General features: G+C 66.3%; 20 protein-coding genes. 13 read left to right on the top strand and 7 right to left on the bottom strand.

Features of this window, described 5'->3' with window-relative positions; genetic code table 11:
* Positions 1–215: 215 nt before the first annotated feature.
* The 8 genes from LY284_RS25035 to LY284_RS25000 all read left to right on the top strand — a co-directional run bounded on the left by LY284_RS25035 (position 216) and on the right by LY284_RS25000 (position 8,159).
* Positions 216–893 (top strand): RNA polymerase factor sigma-70, encoded by a 678-nt coding sequence (locus LY284_RS25035; protein ID WP_233388546.1) that lies wholly within the window; start codon positions 216–218, stop codon positions 891–893.
* Positions 894–953: 60 nt separating this feature from the next.
* Positions 954–1,199, top strand: a complete 246-nt coding sequence (locus tag LY284_RS25030; protein ID WP_053571111.1) for an MbtH family NRPS accessory protein — start codon at positions 954–956, stop codon at positions 1,197–1,199.
* Positions 1,199–2,203, top strand: coding sequence for a TauD/TfdA family dioxygenase (locus tag LY284_RS25025; RefSeq protein WP_233388544.1), 1,005 nt, complete (start codon positions 1,199–1,201; stop codon positions 2,201–2,203). The genes LY284_RS25030 and LY284_RS25025 overlap by 1 nt, the downstream gene beginning before the upstream one ends.
* Positions 2,200–3,015 (top strand): ABC transporter ATP-binding protein, encoded by an 816-nt coding sequence (locus tag LY284_RS25020; protein WP_014252023.1) that lies wholly within the window; start codon positions 2,200–2,202, stop codon positions 3,013–3,015. The genes LY284_RS25025 and LY284_RS25020 overlap by 4 nt, the downstream gene beginning before the upstream one ends.
* A gap of 94 nt (positions 3,016–3,109) precedes the next feature.
* Positions 3,110–5,188, top strand: coding sequence for a Fe(3+)-hydroxamate ABC transporter permease FhuB (gene fhuB / locus LY284_RS25015; RefSeq protein WP_233388542.1), 2,079 nt, complete (start codon positions 3,110–3,112; stop codon positions 5,186–5,188).
* Complete coding sequence (fhuF, locus tag LY284_RS25010) at positions 5,185–5,940, top strand: siderophore-iron reductase FhuF (protein WP_233388540.1); 756 nt, start codon at positions 5,185–5,187, stop codon at positions 5,938–5,940. The genes fhuB and fhuF overlap by 4 nt, the downstream gene beginning before the upstream one ends.
* The gene (locus LY284_RS25005; RefSeq protein ID WP_375294312.1) at positions 5,880–6,890 is read left to right on the top strand and encodes an ABC transporter substrate-binding protein; all 1,011 of its coding nucleotides are present in this window, start codon (positions 5,880–5,882) and stop codon (positions 6,888–6,890) included. The genes fhuF and LY284_RS25005 overlap by 61 nt, the downstream gene beginning before the upstream one ends.
* Positions 6,891–6,950: 60 nt before the next feature.
* Complete coding sequence (locus tag LY284_RS25000) at positions 6,951–8,159, top strand: MFS transporter (protein ID WP_233388538.1); 1,209 nt, start codon at positions 6,951–6,953, stop codon at positions 8,157–8,159.
* A gap of 11 nt (positions 8,160–8,170) precedes the next feature.
* On the opposite strand, the gene LY284_RS24995 is transcribed toward LY284_RS25000, so the two are convergent.
* The 3 genes from LY284_RS24995 to LY284_RS24985 all read right to left on the bottom strand — a co-directional run bounded on the left by LY284_RS24995 (position 8,171) and on the right by LY284_RS24985 (position 10,778).
* Entirely contained in the window at positions 8,171–8,479 is a 309-nt protein-coding gene (locus tag LY284_RS24995; protein ID WP_233388536.1) for a cyclic-phosphate processing receiver domain-containing protein, read from the bottom strand.
* Complete coding sequence (locus LY284_RS24990; RefSeq protein WP_233388534.1) at positions 8,460–9,857, bottom strand: PD-(D/E)XK nuclease family protein; 1,398 nt, start codon at positions 9,855–9,857, stop codon at positions 8,460–8,462. Before LY284_RS24990 ends, LY284_RS24995 begins: the two co-directional genes overlap by 20 nt.
* Before the next feature lie 126 nt (positions 9,858–9,983).
* A complete protein-coding gene (locus LY284_RS24985; protein WP_233388531.1) occupies positions 9,984–10,778 on the bottom strand; it encodes an SDR family oxidoreductase in 795 nt (264 codons plus the stop codon).
* Between the two features lie 120 nt (positions 10,779–10,898).
* On the opposite strand from LY284_RS24985, the gene LY284_RS24980 reads away from it, so the two are divergent.
* From LY284_RS24980 to LY284_RS24965, 4 genes are all read left to right on the top strand, one after another.
* A complete protein-coding gene (locus tag LY284_RS24980) occupies positions 10,899–11,882 on the top strand; it encodes a GlxA family transcriptional regulator (RefSeq protein WP_233388529.1) in 984 nt (327 codons plus the stop codon).
* 286 nt (positions 11,883–12,168) lie between these two features.
* On the top strand, positions 12,169–13,023 hold the full coding sequence (locus tag LY284_RS24975; protein ID WP_233388527.1) for a ThiF family adenylyltransferase: 855 nt from the start codon (positions 12,169–12,171) through the stop codon (positions 13,021–13,023).
* 15 nt (positions 13,024–13,038) lie between these two features.
* Complete coding sequence (locus tag LY284_RS24970) at positions 13,039–14,229, top strand: MFS transporter (protein ID WP_233388525.1); 1,191 nt, start codon at positions 13,039–13,041, stop codon at positions 14,227–14,229.
* 92 nt (positions 14,230–14,321) lie between these two features.
* Positions 14,322–15,554 (top strand): Zn-dependent hydrolase, encoded by a 1,233-nt coding sequence (locus LY284_RS24965; RefSeq protein ID WP_233388523.1) that lies wholly within the window; start codon positions 14,322–14,324, stop codon positions 15,552–15,554.
* Here the strand turns inward: LY284_RS24965 and LY284_RS24960 are convergent.
* Genes LY284_RS24960 through LY284_RS24945 form a run of 4 tightly spaced genes read right to left on the bottom strand, consistent with a single transcriptional unit; the run spans position 15,543 to position 18,710 of the window.
* On the bottom strand, positions 15,543–16,103 hold the full coding sequence (locus LY284_RS24960; RefSeq protein WP_233388521.1) for an alpha/beta hydrolase: 561 nt from the start codon (positions 16,101–16,103) through the stop codon (positions 15,543–15,545). The two genes, LY284_RS24965 and LY284_RS24960, sit on opposite strands and share 12 nt — an antisense overlap.
* Positions 16,104–16,117: 14 nt before the next feature.
* On the bottom strand, positions 16,118–16,966 hold the full coding sequence (locus LY284_RS24955) for a TauD/TfdA family dioxygenase (protein ID WP_053571120.1): 849 nt from the start codon (positions 16,964–16,966) through the stop codon (positions 16,118–16,120).
* Between the two features lie 9 nt (positions 16,967–16,975).
* The gene (locus LY284_RS24950; RefSeq protein WP_045460027.1) at positions 16,976–17,956 is read right to left on the bottom strand and encodes a quinone oxidoreductase; all 981 of its coding nucleotides are present in this window, start codon (positions 17,954–17,956) and stop codon (positions 16,976–16,978) included.
* A 28-nt stretch (positions 17,957–17,984) separates the two neighbouring features.
* Positions 17,985–18,710 carry a universal stress protein gene (locus LY284_RS24945; RefSeq protein ID WP_233388519.1) on the bottom strand — a complete coding sequence of 242 codons (726 nt, stop codon included), beginning with the start codon at positions 18,708–18,710 and terminating at the stop codon, positions 17,985–17,987.
* Positions 18,711–18,846: 136 nt separating this feature from the next.
* Here LY284_RS24945 and LY284_RS24940 point away from each other — a divergent pair, with 136 nt between their 5' ends.
* Positions 18,847–21,528 carry a LuxR C-terminal-related transcriptional regulator gene (locus LY284_RS24940; RefSeq protein ID WP_233388517.1) on the top strand — a complete coding sequence of 894 codons (2,682 nt, stop codon included), beginning with the start codon at positions 18,847–18,849 and terminating at the stop codon, positions 21,526–21,528.
* Positions 21,529–21,572 lie beyond the last annotated feature (44 nt).

Raw genomic sequence — 21,572 nt, 5'->3', positions numbered from 1 at the left:
CACGTTTGCGGTGCAATCGGCATCGCATACGCGATAAAAAATATTCATCCCGAGGCCGTTTTTGACATTTTGTCCGCTTCCCGGACTCCCGCAGCCCGCCGGGATATCGGCAAAAAAGTCCGCAGTCTTACAACCTGCTAACATGTAGGGCTGATGTTGAGAATGATTCGTGTTTACGCTAGCTTTCCGACTCCAACGAAAGTGGAGCAGGATTTATGGCTTACATGCGTATCCAGCCGGCATCGTCGAAACGATCACCGACCTCGCCGTTGCCTTCGAATCTGTCTCTCGACGCGTACTGGGACGAAGAGCGTCCCATCACGCGCGTCGAACCGCGGCCGCCTTCGCCGCCGACTTTGCTCGATCTCGCCATCGCCAACCGGCAGATGCTCGTGAACATGGCGCGTGGCGTTGTCGGTTGCGCGAGCCGCGCCGAGGACGTGGTGCACGACGTCTTCGTCAATCTCATCGACTTGCCGCAGCAGGACGCGGTGCGTCAGCCGATGGGCTATATCGCCCGCATGGTGCGCAATGCGTCGATCGATGCGTGCCGGCGGCAGAGCCTCGAAAACATCTATCGCGCGGACGAGGAGGACGGCCTCGACGTGCCGTCGCAGGAACTCACGCCCGAAGCGCGTGCGCAGGCGCGCGACACATTGCGCCGCGTCTGCGATGCGCTCGCGCAGTTGCCCGACCGCAGCCGCACGGCGTTCGAGATGGTGCGTCTGCGTGAAGAGACGCTGCAAAGCACGGCGCGCGCGTTAAACGTTTCACAGACGCTCGTCCATTTCATGGTGCGCGACGCGCAGCAGCACTGCGCCGCTTGCCTCGACGCTTGCGAGCGCAACGCCGAATGTCCGGAGTTCGTCGGCGGGCGCGCGCGGCGGCGGTAAAAATGCGGCGCGCCCGCACGTCTAGTCGATATAGGCCATTTCGTTGAGAGAGACATCACCATGACGCAACAGCAGAATCCCGCAGCGGACGATCTCGTCTACACGGTCGTCGTCAACGACGAAGAGCAGTACTCCATCTGGCCGACGTTCCGCGAAGTGCCGCCGGGCTGGCGCGAAGCCGGCAAGCGCGGCGCGAAGGCGGACTGTCTCGCGTTCATCGAAAGCGCATGGACGGACATGCGCCCCGCGAGCCTGCGCCGCCACATGGACGAGATCGCGGCGCAAGCGCGCACGAGTCTGAACTGATGAGCGAGCTCACCGCTACGAAAGCCGCGCCCGAACTCGCCGATCTGCGCATCGAGCCGGGCTTGCCGGTGGTCGTGTCGCCGCGCGCTGACGCCGCAATCACGCTCGACGAGGCCGCGCCGCATCTGCGCGCGATCGTCGCCGAATCGCTCGAACGCGCGGGCGGCGTGCGCTTCACCGGCTTTCACGTCGAATCGATCGAAGCGTTCCAGCGTTTCGCCGCATCGTTCGGCGATCCGCTGATCGGCTACGAGTTCGCCTCGACGCCGCGCAGCCAGGTCGAAGGCGCGGTGTACACCTCGACGGAATATCCGCCGCACCGCTCGATTCCGCTGCACAACGAGCAGTCGTACACGCGCGAATGGCCGATGCGCATCTGGTTCCACTGCGCCCTCGCGGCGCGCTCGGGCGGCGCGACGCCGATCGCCGACAGCCGCGCGGTGTATCGCGCGCTCGATCCGGCGCTCGTCGAACGCTTCGCGAAGCGCGAGCTGCTGTATGTGCGCAACTTCGGCCAGGGGCTCGACCTGCCGTGGCAGAACGCCTTCGGCACGGACGATCCGCGCGAGGTGGAGCGCATCTGCGCGGCGCGCGGCATCGCCTGCGCATGGCGCGACAGCGACGACGGCGAACTGCTGCTGCGCACCGAAGAGCGCTGTCAGGCGGTCGCGCGTCATCCGCGCACGGGCGATCGGGTCTGGTTCAACCAGGCGAATCTGTTTCATCTTTCGACGCTCGACGAGGACATGCAGGAAGCGCTCATCGACGCCGTCGGCCTGGACAACGTGCCGCGCAACGTCTTTTACGGCGACGGCGCGCCGCTCGAAGCCGACGCGCTCGCGGAAATCCGCGCGGTGCTCGATGCTCAGCGCATCGCGTTTCCGTGGCTCAGCGGCGACGTACTGATGCTCGACAACATGCTGACGGCGCACGCGCGCGATCCGTTCGAAGGGCCGCGCAAGGTCGTCGTCGCGATGGCGCAAAGCTACCGCGAGGCGCGATGACCTTGCGCACGGCGCTTCAGGCGCGTTCCTTGACCGTGGGTTATCGCGACGATGTCGTGCTGGAGAACCTCGATATCGACATCGCCGCCGGGCGCGTCACCGCGTTGTGCGGGCCGAACGGCTGCGGCAAGAGCACGCTTTTGCGCGCGCTCGCCGGTTTGCAGCCGGCGCGCGCGGGCCGCATCGACGTGAACGGCCAGCCGCTCGCGTCGATGCGCCGCCGCGCGCTCGCCCGCACGCTCACGATGCTCGCGCAGTTCAACCAGATTCCCGCGGGCCTCACGGTGCGCGAGCTCGTCGCGTACGGGCGTTATGCGCACGGCGGCTGGCTGCGCGGCCTCACGCGCGCGGACCACGCCGCGATCGATGCGGCACTCGCGGCGAGCGGTCTCATCGACGACGCCGCGCGCGATGTCGCGGCGCTCTCGGGTGGCGAGCGCCAGCGCGCGTGGATCGCGATGGCGCTGGCGCAGGAAGCGCCCATCGTGCTGCTCGACGAGCCGACCACGTATCTCGACATCCATCATCAACTCGACATCCTGCACGAGCTGCGGCGGCTGAACCGCGAGCGCGGGCTTACGATCGTCTGGGTGCTGCACGACCTGAATCAGGCCGCGGCGTTCTCCGACGAGATCGTGCTGATGCGCGCGGGGCGCATCGTCGCGCAAGGCACGCCCGAAGCGATGATCGACCCGCGTCATTTGCAGGAGACCTTCGGCGTGCGCATGCTGCGCGTCACGCATCCCCAGACCGGCGCGCCGATGTGCGTGCCCGCTTACGAAGGCGTCGGGCAAACGACGAAAGCCGCATGACCACGCTCGCAACTCGCCGCCGTTTGCATCGCTCGGCTTCCTTCTGGGAGCGCGTTTCCGCGTTGCTCGCCCTGATCGCGGGGCGCGCACGGACATGACGACGCTCGTTTCGCACCATCGCGTGACGGCAAGCAATCGCGTCGGCGCGATCGCGCTCGCGTTGATCGCATCCATCGTCGCGTTGACCGCGCTGCGGCTCGGACCGGACGTGCGCGCGTGGCTCGATGCGCCCCCGGGCAGCGATGCCGCCCAGCTCGCGCACGTCTTTCTCTTCGAACTGAACGCGCCGCGCGTGGCGGCGGCGCTCGTCGCGGGCGGCTGTCTCGCGGTCGCGGGCGCGCTGTTTCAGGCGTTGACGCGCAATCCGCTCGCCGCGCCCGATCTGCTCGGCATCACGGGCGGCGCGCAACTGGGGCTGATGGCCGCGATGATCGCGCCGGAACTCGTCGGGCCGGCTTCCGTGCCGCTGCTGTTCGTGTGCGGACTGGCGGCGGCGGGCTGCGTCGCGGCCGCGGCGGGCGGCTGGCGCGCGACGCCGTTGCGCCTCGTGCTCGCGGGCAGCGTGTGCATGCTGCTGTTTTCCGCCGTCACGACCCTGCTGCTGGCGTTCTTCGAGCAGACGGTCGTCGGCGCGTCGCTGTGGGCGAGCGGCAGCCTGTATCAGCCGGGCGCGTCAGGGCTCATGTCCGCGCTCGCGTGGCTCGCGCTGCCGCTCGCGGCGCTGCCTTTCGTGATGCGCCCGCTTGATCCGCTCGCGCTCGGCGACGATGCCGCCGCCGCCGCGGGCGTGAACGTCGATGCAACGCGTCTGTTCGCGATGACCGTCGCGGTGGGCTTCGCGAGCGTCGCGGTGGCGATCGCGGGGCCGCTGTCGTATGTCGGGCTGATCGCGCCGAATCTGCTGCGGCATCTGCGCGGCGCGAAGGCGTCGAAACTCGCGGCGCTCGTGCCGCTGGCCGCGCTCGCGGGCGGCGCGCTCGTGCTCGCCACCGACAGCGCCGTGCTCGCGCTCGATCTCGATTCGACCTTGTCGACCGGCGTCGCCATCGCCTTCGTCGGCACGCCGCTGATGCTCGCGATGATCCGCAGCGGCGCGGCGTGGTCCGGCGTCCTGCACGGGGGCCAGGCGGCGGAGTCGGCGAAGCGGGGCATGCGCGCGGTGCGCGCGTTGTCGGCGCTGCCGTGGCCGGCGCTCGCCGCGGTGCTGCTGACAATCGGCTGCGCGGTGGTCGTGCTCGGCGCGTCCCTCGGTCCGACGATGCTCGGGCCCGCGCGCTGGATCGATGCGCTCGCGCATCGCGACGACATCGCCCGCATGCTGCTCGAACTGCGCGTGCCGCGTCTCGTGTGCGCGCTTCTGGCGGGCGCAATGCTCGCGGCGAGCGGCGTCTTGATGCAGAGCATCGTGCGCAATCCGCTCGCCGGACCGGAAGTGCTCGGCGTGACGCAGGGCGCGGGACTCGCGACGCTCGCCGCGCTCATGATCTGGCCGCTTGCCGGGCATCTGTCGCTCGCGGCGGCGGCGCTCGTTGGCGGCGGCGCGACACTCGCCGTCACGCTGTCGCTGAACCGGCGGCATCAATATGCGCCGCTCGCCGTGGCTTTGACGGGCATCGTCATCGGCACCTTGTGCACGACGCTCGCGCAGTGGCTCATCACGCAGCAAAGCGTGCAGCCGGCGCGCTTCGTGGTGTGGCTCGTCGGCGGCACGTACGGGCGAAGCTGGGGCGAGGTCGCGACGATCCTGCCGTGGTGCGTGCTCGCGCTGCCGGTCCTGGCGCTGCTTGCGCGTCCGCTCGATCTGCTTGCGCTCGGCGACGAGCAGGCGCGCGCGCTCGGCCTGCCGATCGCTTTCTTGCGCCCGCTCGTGCTGACGGTCGCGACGCTGGCCGCGTGCGCGGCCGTGGCGGCGGTCGGGCCGGTCGGCTTCATCGGCCTGATGGCGCCGCATCTCGCCACGATGCTCGGCGCGCGCACGCACGGCACGCGGCTCTGGCTCGCGGCGTTGCTGGGCGCGCTGGTGCTCGCCGCCGCCGATCTCGCCGCGCGCACCTTGCTCGCGCCGCGCGAGATTCCGGCGGGCGTGCTGACCGCGCTGATCGGCGCGCCGTACATGCTTGCGCTGCTCGTCATGCAAACGCGGCGCGACAGGGCGCGAGGCCGCGCGCGATGAAGCCGCCCGCGCGCAGCTTCGCCGACTTCGCGCCGCCCGCGCTTGCGCCGTATCTGCAAGACGTATGGCTCGGCGCGCCCGACGACGGCGCGGCGCGCATTCCCTTGACATCGCTCGCCGGTCAGCGCGACGCCATGCTCGCCGCGATGACCGCGCTCTATGGCGGCGACGCGCAGCTTCACGCGCGCGCGTTGCTGTCGCAATGGAGCAAGTATTACTTCGGTCTCGCCGCGCCCGCGGGCGTGGCGGCCGCGCGGCTGCTGGGGCGCCCTTTGGATATGTCGCCGGAGCGCACGTTCGTCGTGCTGAAGGAGGGCATGCCGGCCGCGCTGCATGTCGACGCCGGCGCGTTGCAGCCCGTCGATGCCGCGCCCGCACGCCGCTATGCGAGCCTCGTCGCGCATCTGGAGAGCGTCATCGGCACGATTGCGGGCATGGCGAAGATCGCGCCGCGCGTGCTGTGGAGCAACGCGGGCAATCTGCTCGACTATCTGCTCGCGAATTGCCCCTCGATCCTGAGCGATGTGGACCAGGACGCCGAATGGCTGTTCCGTTCCGACGATGCCAATCCGCTGCGCACGCCGATACGCGACGCGACGCCGCGTTCGCCGCTGCTGCCCAACCCGTTCCGCGCGCGCCGCGTGTGCTGCGTGCGCTATGAGATTCCTGGAGAGACGCAACTGTGCGCAAGCTGCCCGCTGCTGTTGACGATGCGCGACGACGAACTCGCGTTGCAGGACGCCATCCGCTGATCGCGCTCGCCGCGTGTTTATGTCTCGCGTTGACGTGCCGGGCGGCGCTTGCCTGCGCGCCGCTCGCCGGCAATCCGACCGTTTCGCAATTCAGCAAGACGATGCCCGCGCATCCGAAGCGCATCGTCGTGCTGGAGTTCATGTTCGCGGAGGACGTGGCCGCGCTCGACCTGACGCCCGTCGGCGTGGTCGATCCGGTGTACTACGACGGCTGGATCGGCTACGACAGCGCGCGTTTCAAGGGCGTGCCGACGGTCGGCACGCGTCAGGAGCCGAGCCTGGAGGCGATTGCATCGACGCGGCCGGATCTGATCATCGGCGTGGGATATCGGCATGCGCCGATTTTCGCGGCGCTCGACCGCATTGCGCCGACCGTGCTGTTTCAGTTCAGCCCCGACGTCGAGAACGGCAGCAGCGACGGCGCGCGCACGCAGCTCGACTGGACCCGCAGCATCTTTCACACGATCGCCTGCATGACCGGGCGCGAGCAGGAGGCGCGCGAGGCCGACGCGAAACTCGATGCGGGCCTCGCTCGCGACGCCGCGCGCCTGAAAGAAGCGGGCCTGTCGGGCACGCGCTTCGCGCTCTTGCAGGATCTCGGCTTGCCGGATCGTTACTGGGCGTACACGGGCAACAGCACGGCGGCGGGCGTGGCGCGCGCGCTCGGCGTGAAGCTCTGGCCGGAAAAGCCGACGCGCGAAGGCACGGTGTATCTGAATTCGGCGGACTTCCTGAAGCGCCCGGACGTGGCGGTGCTGTTCGTGACGACATCCGCTGCGGCGACCTCCGTCGATGCGACGCTCGATTCGCCGGTCTGGCGTTTCGTGCCCGCGAAGAAGGACAAACGCGTGACGCTCGTCGAGCCGAATATCTGGGGATTCGGCGGGCCGATGTCGGCATTGAAGCTGGGCAACGTGATCACGGAGAAGCTGTTGAGCTTGCCGCGGTGAGGCGCGAGTGGCATGTTGGCGCTATTGGAGCCGATTCGACGCGCCCGACGAACCTAGCCGATGACAGCCGACACCGCAGCGACCGATCGCGCACGGATTCCTCGCACTGTCTGGGCGCTCGGTTTCGTCAGTCTCTTCATGGACCTCTCGTCCGAAATGGTGCATGCGCTGCTGCCCATTTACCTCGTCACGACGATGGGCATGAGCGTGACCGCGCTCGGCGCGCTCGAAGGCGCGGCCGAAGCGACGGCGATGATCGTGAAGGTGTTCTCGGGCTCGCTCAGCGACTGGCTCGGCCGTCGCCGGGGCCTGCTGCTGTTCGGCTACGGCCTCGCGGCATTGAGCAAGCCGCTCTTTCCCCTCGCCGATACGGCCGCCGTGGTCGTGGCCGCGCGTCTTATCGACCGCTTCGGTAAAGGCGTTCGCGGCGCGCCGCGCGATGCGCTCGTCGCCGATATCGCGCCGCCTGCCATGCGCGGCGCGTGTTTCGGGCTGCGGCAATCGATGGACACCATCGGCGCATTCGCCGGCCCGTTGCTCGCGATCGCGCTGATGCTCGCGCTGTCCGACCAGATTCGCACGGTGCTCTGGTTCGCGGCGGCACCGGCGTTCATCGCGGTCGCCGCCATTCTCTTTTGCGTTCGCGAACCCGAGCGCGCGAGTGCGCCACGCGCGTTTAGCTCGCCGCTGCACTGGCGCGCGATGCGCGAATTTTCCGGGCGCTACTGGTATGTCGTCGCGATCGGCGCGACCTTCACGCTGGCCCGTTTCAGCGAGGCGTTTCTCGTGCTGCGCGCGCAGCAGGCGGGGCTCGGCCTTGCGTGGATTCCGGCCGTGATGGTGGTGATGAGCCTCGCCTATGCGTTGAGCGCGTATCCGGTGGGCGTGCTGTCCGATCGCTGGAACCGGCGCGGGTTGCTCGCGTGCGGTCTCGTTTTGCTGATCGCGGCCGATCTGCTGCTCGCCGCGGGCACGTCGATGCCCGCGCTGTTCGCGGGCGTCGCCGTGTGGGGACTGCACATGGGCTTCACGCAGGGCATTCTCGCCGCGATGGTCGCGGAATCGGCGCCGCCCGCGCTGCGCGGCACCGCGTATGGCGTGTTCAACCTGGCGAGCGGCGTGTGCATGGTGCTGTCGAGCGCGATCGCGGGCTGGATCTGGGACCGCAGCGGGGCTCCCGCGACGTTTTTCGCGGGGGCGGTTTTCGCGCTGATTCCGCTGGTGATGTGCGGCAGGGCGGTGGTGGGTGGGGCGTCACGTTGTGGCTGAAGCGGTCATGTTCATCCGGGCGATGCCCGGCGCGCCATGAGCGCTTCGACTGCCGCGATGCCGGCGTTCATTCTTTCCGCTGCTGCGGGATTCGCCGAATGCACGACCATGCGCGGAGGCGTGAATCCTCGCAGCGCGACCGCTTCTTCGATCCAGAGGATGACGTCATAGCCGGTTCCGCGCGCATCGTCCCCAAGATCGTGGTCGAGACTCAGATCGCTGACCTCGCCTGTCTCCAGCAGCGCAATGGCGTCCGCCGGCCAGTAGGCTCTCGTCCAGCCGGGCGGCGCTTCCCGCAAGTCATCGAGGTAGACCTTCATTTGCGATCTCCGCCGTGGGCCGGAACGATACGTTGCCGTCCAGCGCGTGCTTTACCAGAGCGTTGACGAGGAGCGCCACGCGGCTGTCTTTGAAATGGGAAAGGTGTTCGATTTCCGTATCGAGCGGGACCATCCATGAGACGAGGCCCCGCATCCACTTGTTGATGCCGCGATGTCGCTCGAACTCGAAAACCTGACCTTCGACCCCAAGTTTGAACTCATCGGGCAATGCGCTTGCACTGAACTCGATGTCCTCCCGCGCACCGCACCGAATCGGCAGCAGGCCGATGTGCAAATTTTTCGCACCGAAAAGGATTACGAGCGCTGCAACGTCACCCGCCGGCCCGGTGGCGATACGCCAGAATCGTCCCTTGTTCTTGATGCTTCGTCTTCCGTCTCTCGGGAAGAACGAGCTTGCATGATCACGTTCGAAATGCAATGGCTGAAGTGCGACGCTATGCTCTGCCGCTATCGGGACTAATCGACCATTCCTGACTTCTTCGTCGAGCAAATCGTCCAGCCCTTCGAACATTTTTGCGAGCCAGTCCGCCTTGATCGCCGGAAGCATTCTGGCGATATCGAATGCAAGGCGCACGCGCGAGCGGCTGTTCAGTTCCGGCGAATCTTCAAGCAGAAAATCTTCGAGACTCATGACGCGACTTTTGTAAGTTCGGGTGATACGTTGAACCACGCCCCGATATTCGGAGAACGCATTGTGGAGATTTCGAATGTTCTCGACCGATGCGAGACACATCGTCGTCCACGGCAGGACATGGGTTAGATAATGCGCATTGACAAAGCGCGCAACGCGCTGACCAGCATCATTAACGACATACGTCGCAAGAGGTGTGGTGCATAGTTCGTATGGTTTCAGGCTCTTAGCGGTTGGGCCACTACGCCCATTGGAAAGATAGACAAAGAGCAGATCGTCCGCGTCCATCTGCCCGTCCAGGTTTCTGATCTGATCGATGTATCGGCGGACCTGGCCAGGCTGATCCACCGCGTGAATCTTGTTTTCGATCAGTACGTGCCGCCTGCCGTCCGTCATGTAGATATCGATGCATTCATGCTCGCGGCGGACTTGTGCCGTAGCCCAGTCGAGCCAGCCGGGGTAGCCGAGCAACGACATGAACGCTTCCCCGAAAGCGCCGCGCCGATAGTGCGGGCCGGACGGGTCCAGCATCGAGCAGAGGAAACGGGAATGCAGATCGACTTCGTCGCTCAGGCGGCGAAACACCGAGCGCAGCAGGCTGTAGTCGTTCTCCCCTTGGTCCTTCTGACTTTCGCGTTTCTTGTCGAACGCGTCGTATTGCTCGAAGAGTGCCGACAGGCTAAGTTTGTTGACAGGCAACAGTGCTTCGGAGTCCGATCCTGACATTTGATTCATCCACCTGTTATCGACCGGGGAGAATTATGCCATTCGGAAGCGGGGCAAACGCAAGCTGTCGCACAACGAATGCGCGTTGCGTTTGCCGGTTATCACATGCCGCTTAATCGACCCGCATCACACCGTATAGCGCGCAGCCGGCCGATCCCTCGACAGTTCCGGACTCATCGCCTGACGTGCGGCTTCATACGCGTCCCACTTCGCGCCGTCGTGCAGCGACGGAATCGTCACGAGCTCGTTCCGGTCGAAGCCGACGAGCGCCGCATCGACCATATCGCCCGCGGACATGACGATCGCGCTGTCGAGGTTCTCGATCGGAAGGCCGCCCGTTTCCCAGAACTCGGTGGCGGTCGCGCCGGGAAGCACGGCCTGAATGCGCACGCCCGTGCCCGCGAGTTCCTTGTGCAGCGACTGGCTGAACGCGAGCACGAACGCCTTGGTGCCGCCATACACGCCGTTGAGCAGTTCCGGCGCAATGCTCACGATCGACGCGATATTGATCACCGCGCCCTTGCCGCGTGCGACGAAGCCCGGCACCGCCGCATAGGTCAGACGCGTGAGCGCTGTCACATTGAGGTCGATCATGCGCGTCATCGCATCGACATTGCTGTCGAGCAACGGCGTGTGCGTGCCGACGCCCGCGTTGTTCACGACCAGCGTGATGCTCGCGTCGCTCTTCAGCTTCGCCTCGACGGCGGCGAGCGCGGCGGGGTCGCCCAGATCGGCATCGATGATCTCGACGCCGCGGCGCGTCTCGTTCGTGATGCGCGCGGCGAGCGCCGCGAGACGATCGCGATTGCGCGCGACGAGAACGAGATCGTAGCCGCGCCGCGCGAGCCGTTCCGCGTACACCGCGCCGATGCCCGATGACGCGCCCGTGATAAGCGCCGTGCCAGGATGTTGTTGCGTCATGATTGTTTCTCCGTCCGTAGATGAATGTTTGATTGCACGAGTGCATTCTGAGCGGATTTGACCGTGTCGCAAATGACGTATATGGTACGGATTCGAGACATCGCGTAAAAAGGACACGACATGCATCGGATCGGCTATTTGTTGAGCGACGGCTTTCAGATCATGGCGATCGCGTCGCAGACGGTTTTCGAAATGGCGAACGAGGCGGCGGGCGAGCCGTTCTATGCCGTCGAGAATTTTTCGATGCATGGCGGCGAGGTGCGTTCATCGCTGGGCTTGCTCGTCGGCACGCGCAAGATCACGCCGCGCACCGCGACGGATACGTGGATCGCCGTCGGTGTGACCACGCCGCTCACGCTTGGCCCCTCGGCCGATGCGCTTGCGTTCCTGCGCCGCGCGAGCACGCGGGCGCGGCGCATCGCGGGCATCTGCACGGGCGGCTTCGTGCTCGCGGAGGCGGGCTTGCTGGCGAACCGGCGCGCGACCACGCATTGGGCCTATGCGCGCGACATGCAGCGGCTTTTTCCCGATGTGCGCGTGGAGGAGGACCGCATCTTCATCGTCGATGGTCCGATCTGGACGTCGGCGGGCATGACGGCCGGTCTCGATCTCGCGCTCGCGATGGTCGAGAAGGATCTCGGCGCGGAGCTCGCGCGTTCGGTCGCGCACAAGCTCGTGATGCATCAGCGCCGCGCGGGCGGCCAGTCGCAGCATTCGGAGATGCTCGATCTCGCGCCGAAGTCGGATCGCATCCAGAATGCGCTGAACTATGCGCGCAGGCATCTGAGCCGTCCCTTGACGGTCGAGGAACTCGCGGGCGAGGCGCATCTGAGTCCGCGCCAGTTCAGCCGCGTGTTCACGCAGGAGACGGGGCAATCGCCGGCGAAGGCCATCGAAGGATTGCGGCTGGAGGCGGCGCGTTTGATGATCGAAAGCAGCCGGCATTCGCTCGAAGCGATCGCGCTCGAAACGGGCTTCAGGGACCGGCGTCACATGCGCGAAGCGTTCATGCGCGGCTTCGGCGTGCCGCCGCAGGAAGTGCGGCGCGAAGCGCGCTCCACCGCGGAAGTCGGTAACGCATTAACTTTCAAATCGCATACTTAGAAGAGCGTTATCGGATAACGCTTGAGTATTTTCCGAAATAAGAGATCGATGCTTCACCAGCCCATTTAATTCGGTTAGATTGAATTCATGCGTTCTGAAACGAGCGCATACCGGAAGTTAAGTTCGCATAACTAACTAAATAGAAAGGAGATACACCATGACGATCGAGAAAATCTCGGCCGCTGGCGTTGCGAGCGTTGGCTAATTGGCCGTCCTTGCTACAGAAGCAAATCGAAAGGCTCATTCATCCGAATGGGCCTTTCTTATGCAAGAGAAGGATAAAGTGATGAGACTCAAACTCAAGTCCACGGTTCTGCCTTTTTACCTCGTTGATCAGGTTGTTCTACAGTTCAACAGCCAGTACTACAAGATTCCTGATCCGACTGGAAAAATATGCGAACTGACCCGGGGGCTCGATGGAACGCGGAGTCTGGATGCGCTGTTGAGCGCCGTTACGACGGGCTGCACGGCAGACGAGGCAACCACGATCAGCCGCATCGCGCACGACTTTGTCGAGCACAGGTTGGTCGAATCCGTCGATCACAATATTCCCGTCTCATTGACTCTGCGCGATCAGCAGCGTTTCTCCAGAAACATAGACTTCTTCGGATCGATGACTCAGGCGACCGAGAACAAGTTCTCCTACCAGGAGAAACTTCGCGACGCGAAGGTGTGTGTACTGGGATGCGGGGGATTGGGCACACATATTCTTTTCGATCTGGCGGCGACAGGCGTTCATCATCTCACGATTGTCGATTTCGATAAGATCGAGTTATCCAATCTGAACCGGCAAATCCTGCTGGATACGCGCCGTTCGGTGTTCTATTCGGTCATTCCTGGCGTGACGGGCTGCGTGCACTGCTGGATGGCTGCCGCACGGAAACATAACCCGCTGTTCGAAACCATCTCGATCGCGAGCAAGCGTGACGACATCACCTATGCGGCTCCGGCTCCGGCTTTCGTTACGCTCGTCGCGGTGACGGCCGGCATGATGATCAGCGAGGCAGTCAAAATCATCACGCAATGTCAGCCGCCTCAACTCACCAACAAGCTCAAGGAATTTACCTTCGACGATCTCTCGACGGCCGTCGCGGAAACGTGGACGAGGCGTCCGGACTGTGAAGTCTGCGCAGTTCACTAAGCACGGGAGACGGGCATGTTCAAGCTGACGGCGTCTTATATCATTTCCTCGGTCTGTTCATGGACCATCGGCTTTCTGGTTCCGCTCTATATCTACAGCGCCACGAAATCCGCGACCTGGACGTCACTCGCCTATATTGCAGCGCTTGCGCCGTATATTCTGGTCACGCCGTTCGCCGGGGTCTGGAGCGATCGATATAGAAAGAAGCATTTTCTGGTGGGAAGCGACGTGCTGAGCATTATCATCGGTTGCTCGATGTTTGCTGCGATCTACACCCTGCCTGCCGGAATCATGGAATACGTGCTGCTTCTCATGGCATTTCTCCTTGCCAGTGCGAGCGCGACGCACCATCCGATGTTCCAAAGCATTGCGCCTGAGCTCATGGCGTCCAACGAGCTCGTCAGATTCAACGGTTTGATCAACGCGATCGATAACATGGTGCGCATTGGCGCACCGTTGATCGTGGCCGCTGCGCTCGCGTGGGTTTCGAAGAGCACGGTTTTAGCGGCCTGCATCTCGGGGTATATCTTTTCTATCTTGTTGTGCGCATTGCTACCCGGCACGCCTGCGCCGCCAAGGAAAAGAACCAGCGTCATGGCCGATCTGAAAGAGGGATTTGCCTGCGTCCTCGAAAACCGCAATCTGATCTCTTTTTCCGTGCTCTTTCTGCTCGTCAACTTCGGGCTTACGATCATCGGCGCCAACCTCGCCTACATTTTCTTATCGCTATTCAAGGTCGCGCCGGCGAACCTCGGTTACTACTATGGCCTGATCGGTGGCGGCGCCGTGCTCGGCTCCTTCTGCGCGCCCTTCCTCGTCAAAAGGCTGCATCCGGCGCTCATGATCGTCGCGAGTTGTTTTCTTGCCGGCGTTTTCGCATTGGGCGCGGGGCTCACGACATTACCGCTTGGCGTATCGATCTTGTGGGGGCTGTCGATGACCTGCCAGTCGTGCGTCATCGTCGGCTTTTTCACGTATCGACAAACCGTTGTTCCTGCCGCCATTCTGGGTCGAACGATCGGCGTGACGCGACTCATTTCCTATCTGGCCATTCCCCCGGCCGGCCTATTGGGCGGATGGTTGATGGAGCGCTATCAAAGTTCGCTCGTCGTGTTTGTTTGCGGCGGTGTTTTCATCGTGCTTGCCTCCGGCGTCAGCGTGGCGATGCGGATGTTTCATCCACAGCGCCGCGCCTCGGAGGCTTGAGCGCAGACAGGCGACCATTGCTTTGCTTCACCTGATGAACGCTCGCAGGTCTGATAACGTACGCGCTTTCCCCGCATAACGAGGACCGACCCGTGCTGAAGATCGACCCTGACCGCTTGCTGAACGACCTCAAACATCTGCGCACGTTCGGCGCCACGGGGCCGGGCGTCGTGCGTCTATCCCTTTCGCCGGTCGATATGGACGCCCGCCGCTGGCTCGCCGGCCGCATGAGCGACGCGGGCCTCGACGCGAGCATCGACGGCGTCGGCACCGTGTTCGGCCGCTCGCGCAATGCGGGCCCGGCGCTCCTGATCGGCTCGCACACCGACACACAGCCCACGGGCGGCTGGCTCGACGGCGCGCTCGGCGTCATCTACGGGCTGGAAATCGCGCGCGCGCTCGCCGAATGCGAAGCAACCCGTGGTTACGCGGTGGACGTCGCATCGTGGATCGACGAAGAAGGCACGTACTCGGGCTTTCTCGGCAGCCGCAGTTTCGTCGGCGACGATGTCGATGAAAGCATCCGCACGGCCCGCAATCGCGAAGGCGTTTCGCTCGCCGATGCGCTCCGGCAAGCCGGTCTCGCCGGCGCGCCGCGCGTGAAGTTCGACGCAACGCGCCACAAGGCGTACATGGAGCCGCACATCGAGCAGGGCGGACGGCTGGAGGCGCGCGGCAAGTCGATCGGCGTGGTGACGACGATCGTCGGCATACGCGAGATGCGGCTGCGTTTCACGGGGCAGCGCAATCACGCGGGCACGACACCGATGTCGATTCGCCGCGACGCGGGCGCGGCGCTCGTCGCGTTCATCGCGCGCATGGACGAAGCATTCCGTCCGCTCGCCGACGCGGATACGGTGTGGACAGTGGGACGCATCGAGCTGGATCCGGGCTCGTTCAGCGTGGTGCCGGGCGCGGCCGACCTGTATCTGCAATTCCGCGACGCCAGCGCGCCACGCCTGCGCGCGATGGAAGCCTTACTCGCCGCGCTGATCCGCGACTTCAACGACGAAGGCAAGGTCGGCGTGGCGATGGCCCACAGCGAGCCGCCCGAAGAACCCGTCGAGATGGACGCCGCGTTGCAGGCGCATCTCGCGCACGCCGCCGAAGCGCTCGCGCCGGGACGGTGGGAACGCATGCCGAGCGGCGCATCGCACGATGCGCAGGTGATCGCGCATCACATGCCGGCGTGCATGCTGTTCGTGCCGAGCATCGGCGGCGTGAGTCACGACTTCATCGAGGATACCGCCGAGGCGCACATCGTGAAGGGTTGCGAAGTGGCGGCGCGGGCGGCGGCGGATATGCTGCGCACATTAAACGCATGACGCGATGTAACGCCCCGCATCGCGCCACTCGCCGAATCCGGATGCCGGGTTCATGTGACCCGCGCAGCCAAGATCGACGAGCCGCGCGCCCCAGTCCTGCGCCATGCCCGCGACGCGTTCGAAGCGCGCCAGCGGATCGTTGCGGCTCGCCGCGACGACGCAGGGAAACGGCAGGCGTTCACGCGGCGTCGGCAGCCAGCCGTGCAGCCGGAGTTCGTCGGGCGTCGGATAGCCTTCGGGCAGCGGCGCATCGAAATCGGGCGGCGTGACGAGCAGCGCGCCCTCGATCTTTCGCCGGGCGGGAAGGGCACGAAGCGCCCAGTGCACGGTGATCATCACGCCCGCGCTATGCGCGACCAGCACGACCGGCCCGTCGATGTGCGCGAGCGCGTCATCGAGCGCCGCCACTCGCGCACCGCAATCGAGCTTGTCGCGCTGAAGCGGCGGCACGGTGCGCACGTTCGCGTGCGCATTCGCGAAGTGCGTCTGCCAGTGGTCCTCCACGTGATCGCGCAGGCCCGGCACCATGAGTATCGTCGATGCGTTCATCGGTCGATCCATCGTCAGAACGGCACGTCGCCGATGATGCCCGCGCGCTCCATTTTCCGGTGACAGGGCGGATAGTCCATCACGGCGTAATGCTGCGTGCTGCGGTTGTCCCAGATCGCGATGCTGTTCTTCGACCAGCGCCAGCGCACCTGATACTCCGGAATGGCGACCTGGCTCAGCAGATAGGCGAGCAACTGGCCCGCGCCGGGATTCGCGTCCTGCCCGAAGCGCACGCGCGCGGGCGTGTGATAGTTGGTGAAGTGCGTCGTGAAGGCGTTCACGAAGAGCACCTTTTCGCCCGTGTCCGGATGAATGCGCACGACCGGATGCTCGGCATCGGGAAACTGCGCCTTGAGCGCGAGACGCTTTTCGATCGGCATGGCCGCGCCGAAGCTCGCCTCGATGCTGTGCCGCGCGCGCAGATCCGCAATCTGCTCTTTCACGTGCGCGGGCAGGTTCTCGTAGGCGAGCACCATGTTCGCCCACATCGTGTCGCCGCCAACCGGCGGGCATTCCACGCAGCGCAGCACGCAGCCGAAAGGCGGCGCGTCGCGCCACGTCGCGTCGGCGTGCCACGCGTTTTCGTAGCGGTCGTTCGGCTGATCGGGCGACTTGTAGATCCGCACGAGACCCGGATGCTCGGGATCGCTGCCCGCGACCGGATGATCTTCCAGTTCGCCAAAGCGCCGCGCGAACGCGACATGCTCCGCGCGCGTGATCTCCTGATCGCGCAGAAAGAGCACGCGATGCCTGAGCAGTGCGGTGCGGATCGCATCGAAGAGGCCGTCGTCGTGAACGGCGTCGGCGAGTCTCACGTTCTTGAGCTCGGCGCCGATGGCGCAAGTGAGTTGCTCGATATGCATGATGTCTCCTCAGACGACGAACACGGACGAACCGGTGGTCTTGCGCGCTTCGAGATCGCGGTGCGCATCCTGCGCGTCGGCGAGCGCGTAGCGCTGATTGATTTCGATGCGGATGCGGCCGCTCGCGACGTGATCGAAGAGTTCGGCGGCGAGCGCGTTCTTCTCGGCCGGATCGGCGATATAGTCGGCGAGCGCCGGGCGCGTGAGATAGAGCGAGCCTTTCATCGCGAGCAATTGCGGATCGAACGGCGGAATCGGGCCCGACGCGGTGCCGACGCAGACCATCAGGCCGCGCCGCGCGAGCGAATCGAGCGAGGCGTTGAAGGTCGTCTTGCCGACGCTGTCGAACACCGCGTTGACGCCCTTGCCGTCGGTGAGTTCGCGCACGCGCGCGGCGACATCCTCGCGGCTGTAGTCGATCACGTGCGCCACGCCATGCTCGCGCGCCACCTGCGCTTTCGCATCGCTCGACACCGTGCCGATCACCGTGACGCCCAGCAGCTTCGCCCATTGCGACACGATCAGGCCGACGCCGCCCGCCGCCGCGTGCAGGAGCAGCGTGTCGCCGCGCTCGAAGCGGCGGATGCGCGTCATCAGATAGGCGGCGGTGAGGCCGCGCATGGTCATGGCGGCGGCGCGCGTGCAGTCGATCGCATCGGGCAACTTGATGAGCGGCGCGGCCGGAATGACGCGCTCCGTGCTGTACGCGCCGAGCGTGTTGATGAAGCCAGTGTAGGTCACGCGGTCGCCTTCCTTCAGATGCGTGACGTTCGCGCCCACTTTCTCGACGACGCCCGCCGCCTCGACGCCCATGCCCGAAGGCAGCGGCACCGGATAGAGGCCGGAGCGGAAATACGTATCCGCGAAATTGAGGCCGACGGCCTCGTGGCGCAGGCGCACTTCGGACGGGCCGGGTTCGCCCACTTCGACTTGCTCCCAGCGCAGGACTTCCGGTCCGCCGGTTTCGTGAAAGCGGATTGCATGTGCCATCGTTTTCGTCTCCTCGTTCAGTCTGTGTTCAGTGTGCGGCGACGGCCAGCGTGTGCCAGTCGTCATCGCGCAGATAGCGGCGCGCCGCGGGCAGCAACGCGCCTTCGATACGTCCCATGCGTTCCCACGCGAACCGCGCGCAGGCATGCAGGCTGTCTTCGATCACCTCGCCGTTTCGCGCCTGTTCCGCGATGCGCGTGAGCAGGGCCGCTTCGCGTTGCGCGAGGCGCGCGAGTTCGTCGAGTTCGGCGTCGAGCGCGGACGTGCGATCGCGCAGGGCCGCCGTCAATGCGGTTTCTTCGTCATGCGCTTGCTGAAGACGCGCGATGGTTCGCGCATCGGGCCGCTTCATGGCGAGCGCGGCGTCGTAAGCGTTCGAGCGCGCGCGATGCGCGGCCAGAAGCGCGCCGATCGCTTTCGCGACCGCGGGGCGCGCGTCGCGCGGGCAGATCAAGACGGCGACGCCCGCCACCGGCGGCACGGCGCTGCCCTGCGCGATGCAGACGAGGTCGTACTCGGCCGGCGCGCGCGCATCGAGCGCCAGCACCGACGCCGGCACGCCCTGCGCCCGCGCCGCGGCTTCGGCGCGGGCCAGCAGCGCGCGGGCGTCGCTGGCGTGGCCGTTGCCGTTGCTGTCGTCGCGCCAGACGAAGGTAATGCGCGCGCCGAGCGATCGCGCGAGCTCGGCGGCATGGCCGATCGCCTCGACGCAGGCGTCGCTGCGCTCGACGGGCACGAGCAGATGTCGGTACATTTCGATCCTTCGGCTTGCGGTAACACGATTGAATGCATCGTAGTGCGCACGCGGCCGTTGCGCCCCTCTCGCGGCGGGAGGGCTTGACGGGCGCGTGTCATCCGAACCATCCTTGGATCCATAACAAGACCGCGCGATGTCAAACGATTCCCCATCCACCGAGCTCGTACTGAAAACGATGGCGCCGCGCGCGCCGTCAGGCCTGCTTGCGCGCGCGCGCCTCAACGCCGCGAGCATGCCGGGCGCGGCCAGCCAGATCGTGCTCGTGCAGGCGGGCGCGGGATACGGCAAGACGTCGCTGCTCGCGCAGTGGCGGCGGGAGTTCCTGGCGCGCGCCGCGGCCGTCGCGTGGCTGCTCGCCGACGAGCGCGACGACGCCGGGCGCTTTTTGCGCGCGCTCGTCCACGCCGTGCGCACCGGTTGCGCGCGCCCCGCGTTCGGTCGCCTGATCGCCGAAAGCCCGAACGCGGCCGCCGGCGCCTTCGATCTCGCGACGGCGTGGCTCGCCGAACTGGCCCAGCTTTCGCTCGATGTCGTGCTGATCGTCGACGACGCGGACCGATTGCCGCCATCGGGCGCGGCGCTGCTCGATTACGTGATGCACAACGCGCCGCAGAATCTGCGCATCGTCGCGGCGGGCCGCCAGGGGCTCGACAAGCCCGCGGCGGAGCTGCTCGCCTACGGGCAGGCGGGGCTCGTTGGCCCGGAGGCGCTGCGCTTTCGCGTCGACGAGACCATCGCGCTCGTCACGCAGCGCTTCGGCGCGCGCGTGGACGCGGATGCGAGCGCGCGCCTCTTCGAAATCACCGACGGCTGGCCGCTCGGCCTGCAACTCGCGCTCACGGCGATGTCGCGCGCACAGGACCCGCGCGCTGCCCTGGACAATCTCGCGGCGGGGCCGCGCGGTTTGCGCGAACCGCTCGTTGCGGCGCTGCTCGCCGAGCTTTCACCGGACGATGAACGCTTTCTCGTGAGCATCAGTGTCGTGGACGTGCTGCATCCCGACCTGTGCGCCGACCTGACCGGCGATGCCGACGCGTCACAGCGTCTACTGCATCTGGCGCGCGACACGCCCGTTTTCGTCACCGCCGAAGAGAGCGACTGGTGCCGGCTGCATCCGCTCGTGCGCGACGTGCTGCAGACCCGTCTCGCCGCGCTCACCGACGCGCAGCGCGCGGATCTGCACCGGCGCGCGGCGCGCTGGCTCGGCGCGCGCGGCATGCTCGAACAGGCGGCGCGCCACGCGCATGCGGCGGGCGAGCGCGAGCACGCTTACGAGCTCGCGGAACAGTCGCTGCACGACGCCGTGAAGCAAGGCCAGCTCGGCACCGTGCTCGACTGGCTCGAACGCCTGCCGGAGCCGGAACTGGAGAAACGCCCGCGCCTCTGCCTCGCGGTCGCGTGGGCGCTCGCGCTCGGCGAACGACACGGCGAGGCCGAGCGGCAGGTCGAGCGCGTGCTGGCATCGTCCGCGGGCGACGATGCGGTGCGTTACGAATGCGCGCTGATCCTGAGCGCGGCGGCCTGGTACGCCGACGATCCCGATGGCTTTCTCGCGCGTTTCGAGCCGTGGGCAGAGCGGCCGCCCGCGAAGGACTCGTGGCTCGCCCAGGCGCACGCGAACCGCCTTGCCGCCCGCGCCATGCTGCTCGGCGAGCCGGCGCAGGCGCGCCGCCTGCAACAAGCGACGCCGCGCGCGCAGATCGGCAAGGGCCACGGCTATCTCGTGCGCTGGGGCGATCACATGGTCGGCCTGACGTGGTTGCGGGAGGGCCAGGTGAAGCTCGCGGAAAGCGTGCTGCTGCCCGCGCTCGCGAGCGCGGAAGAGGATCTCGGCAGGCGTCATCCGCTCACCTGCATGTTCGCGGCGACATGCGCCTCGATCGCTTACGAGGACGATCGCATCGACGAGGCCGGCGCGCTGCTCGCCAATCGCCTCGACGTGCTCGAACGCGCCGCGCTGCCCGAGACCGTCGTGCTCGCGTACCGGACGGCGGCGCGCATCGCGGTCTTGCGCGGCGACGAGCATCGCGCGCTCGATCTGCTCGACATGCTGCACGCGATGGGCGTCGCGCGCGACCTGCCGCGCCTGTGCGTGACGAGCCTCGCCGAGCAGGTGAGCGTGCACGCGGGCCGCTACCGCGCGCAGACCTGCGATGCGCTGGTCGCGCGCATCGATGCCGTCGTCGAGGAACATGCCGCCGCGCGCGGCCCGATCTGGCGCGAATCGGTGCAGATGCTCCAGGCGATGGCGCACGGCAGCGCGGAGATCGCGCGGCAGGACTGGCGCGCCGCGATCGAGCCGTTCGAGCGCGCCGAGCGCATCGCCACGACGATGAAGCTCGGCCGCCAGCGCATCGCGTTGATGGCCTTGCGCGCGCTCGCCCTCGAACGCGCAAGCGGCGAAGGCCACGCGCCCTTCGTCGAAGCCTTGAATCTCGCGCGTACGTATCACCTCGGGCGCGTGCTGATCGACGCGCACCCCGCGCTCGCCGACTGGGCCCGTCGCGTGAGCGAGGAGGGGGAGATGCCGCCCGGCGAGCGGCCGGCGGTGCCGCCGCACGTCGTGCGCCCGCCGCCTTCCGGCGCGGGCGGCCCGCGCGCGCTGCCGAGCGTCATTCTCACGCCGAAGGAGCGTGAGATGCTCGAACTGCTCGCGCGCAGCCTGAGCAACAAGGAAATCGCGCTCGCGGCGGCGTGCGGGGAAGGCACCGTCAAGTGGCATCTGAAGAATCTCTTCGGCAAGCTCGACGCGAGTTCGCGCAAGCATGCGGTGCGCCGCGCCATCGCGCTCGGGCTGCTCGAAGGCGTGCAATGACACGCCGCTTGTAATCCCCGGTTCCTCACATATGCTTGGTGGGT

The sequence above is a fragment of the Caballeronia sp. PC1 genome, assembly GCF_021353155.1.
GTDB lineage: Bacteria > Pseudomonadota > Gammaproteobacteria > Burkholderiales > Burkholderiaceae > Caballeronia > Caballeronia cordobensis.
The sequence above is the reverse complement of the archived record's forward strand: the minus strand, read 5'-3'. Positions and strand labels throughout refer to the sequence as shown.

Excerpts from the sequence above, each read along its gene's own strand:
- LY284_RS25035 (WP_233388546.1), top strand. The coding sequence starts at position 216 with ATGGCTTACATGCGTATCCAGCCGGCATCGTCGAAACGATCACCGACC.
- LY284_RS25030 (WP_053571111.1), top strand. The coding sequence starts at position 954 with ATGACGCAACAGCAGAATCCCGCAGCGGACGATCTCGTCTACACGGTC.
- LY284_RS25025 (WP_233388544.1), top strand. The coding sequence starts at position 1,199 with ATGAGCGAGCTCACCGCTACGAAAGCCGCGCCCGAACTCGCCGATCTG.
- LY284_RS25020 (WP_014252023.1), top strand. The coding sequence starts at position 2,200 with ATGACCTTGCGCACGGCGCTTCAGGCGCGTTCCTTGACCGTGGGTTAT.
- fhuB (WP_233388542.1), top strand. The coding sequence starts at position 3,110 with ATGACGACGCTCGTTTCGCACCATCGCGTGACGGCAAGCAATCGCGTC.
- fhuF (WP_233388540.1), top strand. The coding sequence starts at position 5,185 with ATGAAGCCGCCCGCGCGCAGCTTCGCCGACTTCGCGCCGCCCGCGCTT.
- LY284_RS25000 (WP_233388538.1), top strand. The coding sequence starts at position 6,951 with ATGACAGCCGACACCGCAGCGACCGATCGCGCACGGATTCCTCGCACT.
- LY284_RS24995 (WP_233388536.1), bottom strand. The coding sequence starts at position 8,479 with ATGAAGGTCTACCTCGATGACTTGCGGGAAGCGCCGCCCGGCTGGACG.
- LY284_RS24990 (WP_233388534.1), bottom strand. The coding sequence starts at position 9,857 with ATGTCAGGATCGGACTCCGAAGCACTGTTGCCTGTCAACAAACTTAGC.
- LY284_RS24985 (WP_233388531.1), bottom strand. The coding sequence starts at position 10,778 with ATGACGCAACAACATCCTGGCACGGCGCTTATCACGGGCGCGTCATCG.
- LY284_RS24980 (WP_233388529.1), top strand. The coding sequence starts at position 10,899 with ATGCATCGGATCGGCTATTTGTTGAGCGACGGCTTTCAGATCATGGCG.
- LY284_RS24975 (WP_233388527.1), top strand. The coding sequence starts at position 12,169 with ATGAGACTCAAACTCAAGTCCACGGTTCTGCCTTTTTACCTCGTTGAT.
- LY284_RS24970 (WP_233388525.1), top strand. The coding sequence starts at position 13,039 with ATGTTCAAGCTGACGGCGTCTTATATCATTTCCTCGGTCTGTTCATGG.
- LY284_RS24960 (WP_233388521.1), bottom strand. The coding sequence starts at position 16,103 with ATGAACGCATCGACGATACTCATGGTGCCGGGCCTGCGCGATCACGTG.
- LY284_RS24955 (WP_053571120.1), bottom strand. The coding sequence starts at position 16,966 with ATGCATATCGAGCAACTCACTTGCGCCATCGGCGCCGAGCTCAAGAAC.
- LY284_RS24950 (WP_045460027.1), bottom strand. The coding sequence starts at position 17,956 with ATGGCACATGCAATCCGCTTTCACGAAACCGGCGGACCGGAAGTCCTG.
- LY284_RS24945 (WP_233388519.1), bottom strand. The coding sequence starts at position 18,710 with ATGTACCGACATCTGCTCGTGCCCGTCGAGCGCAGCGACGCCTGCGTC.
- LY284_RS24940 (WP_233388517.1), top strand. The coding sequence starts at position 18,847 with ATGTCAAACGATTCCCCATCCACCGAGCTCGTACTGAAAACGATGGCG.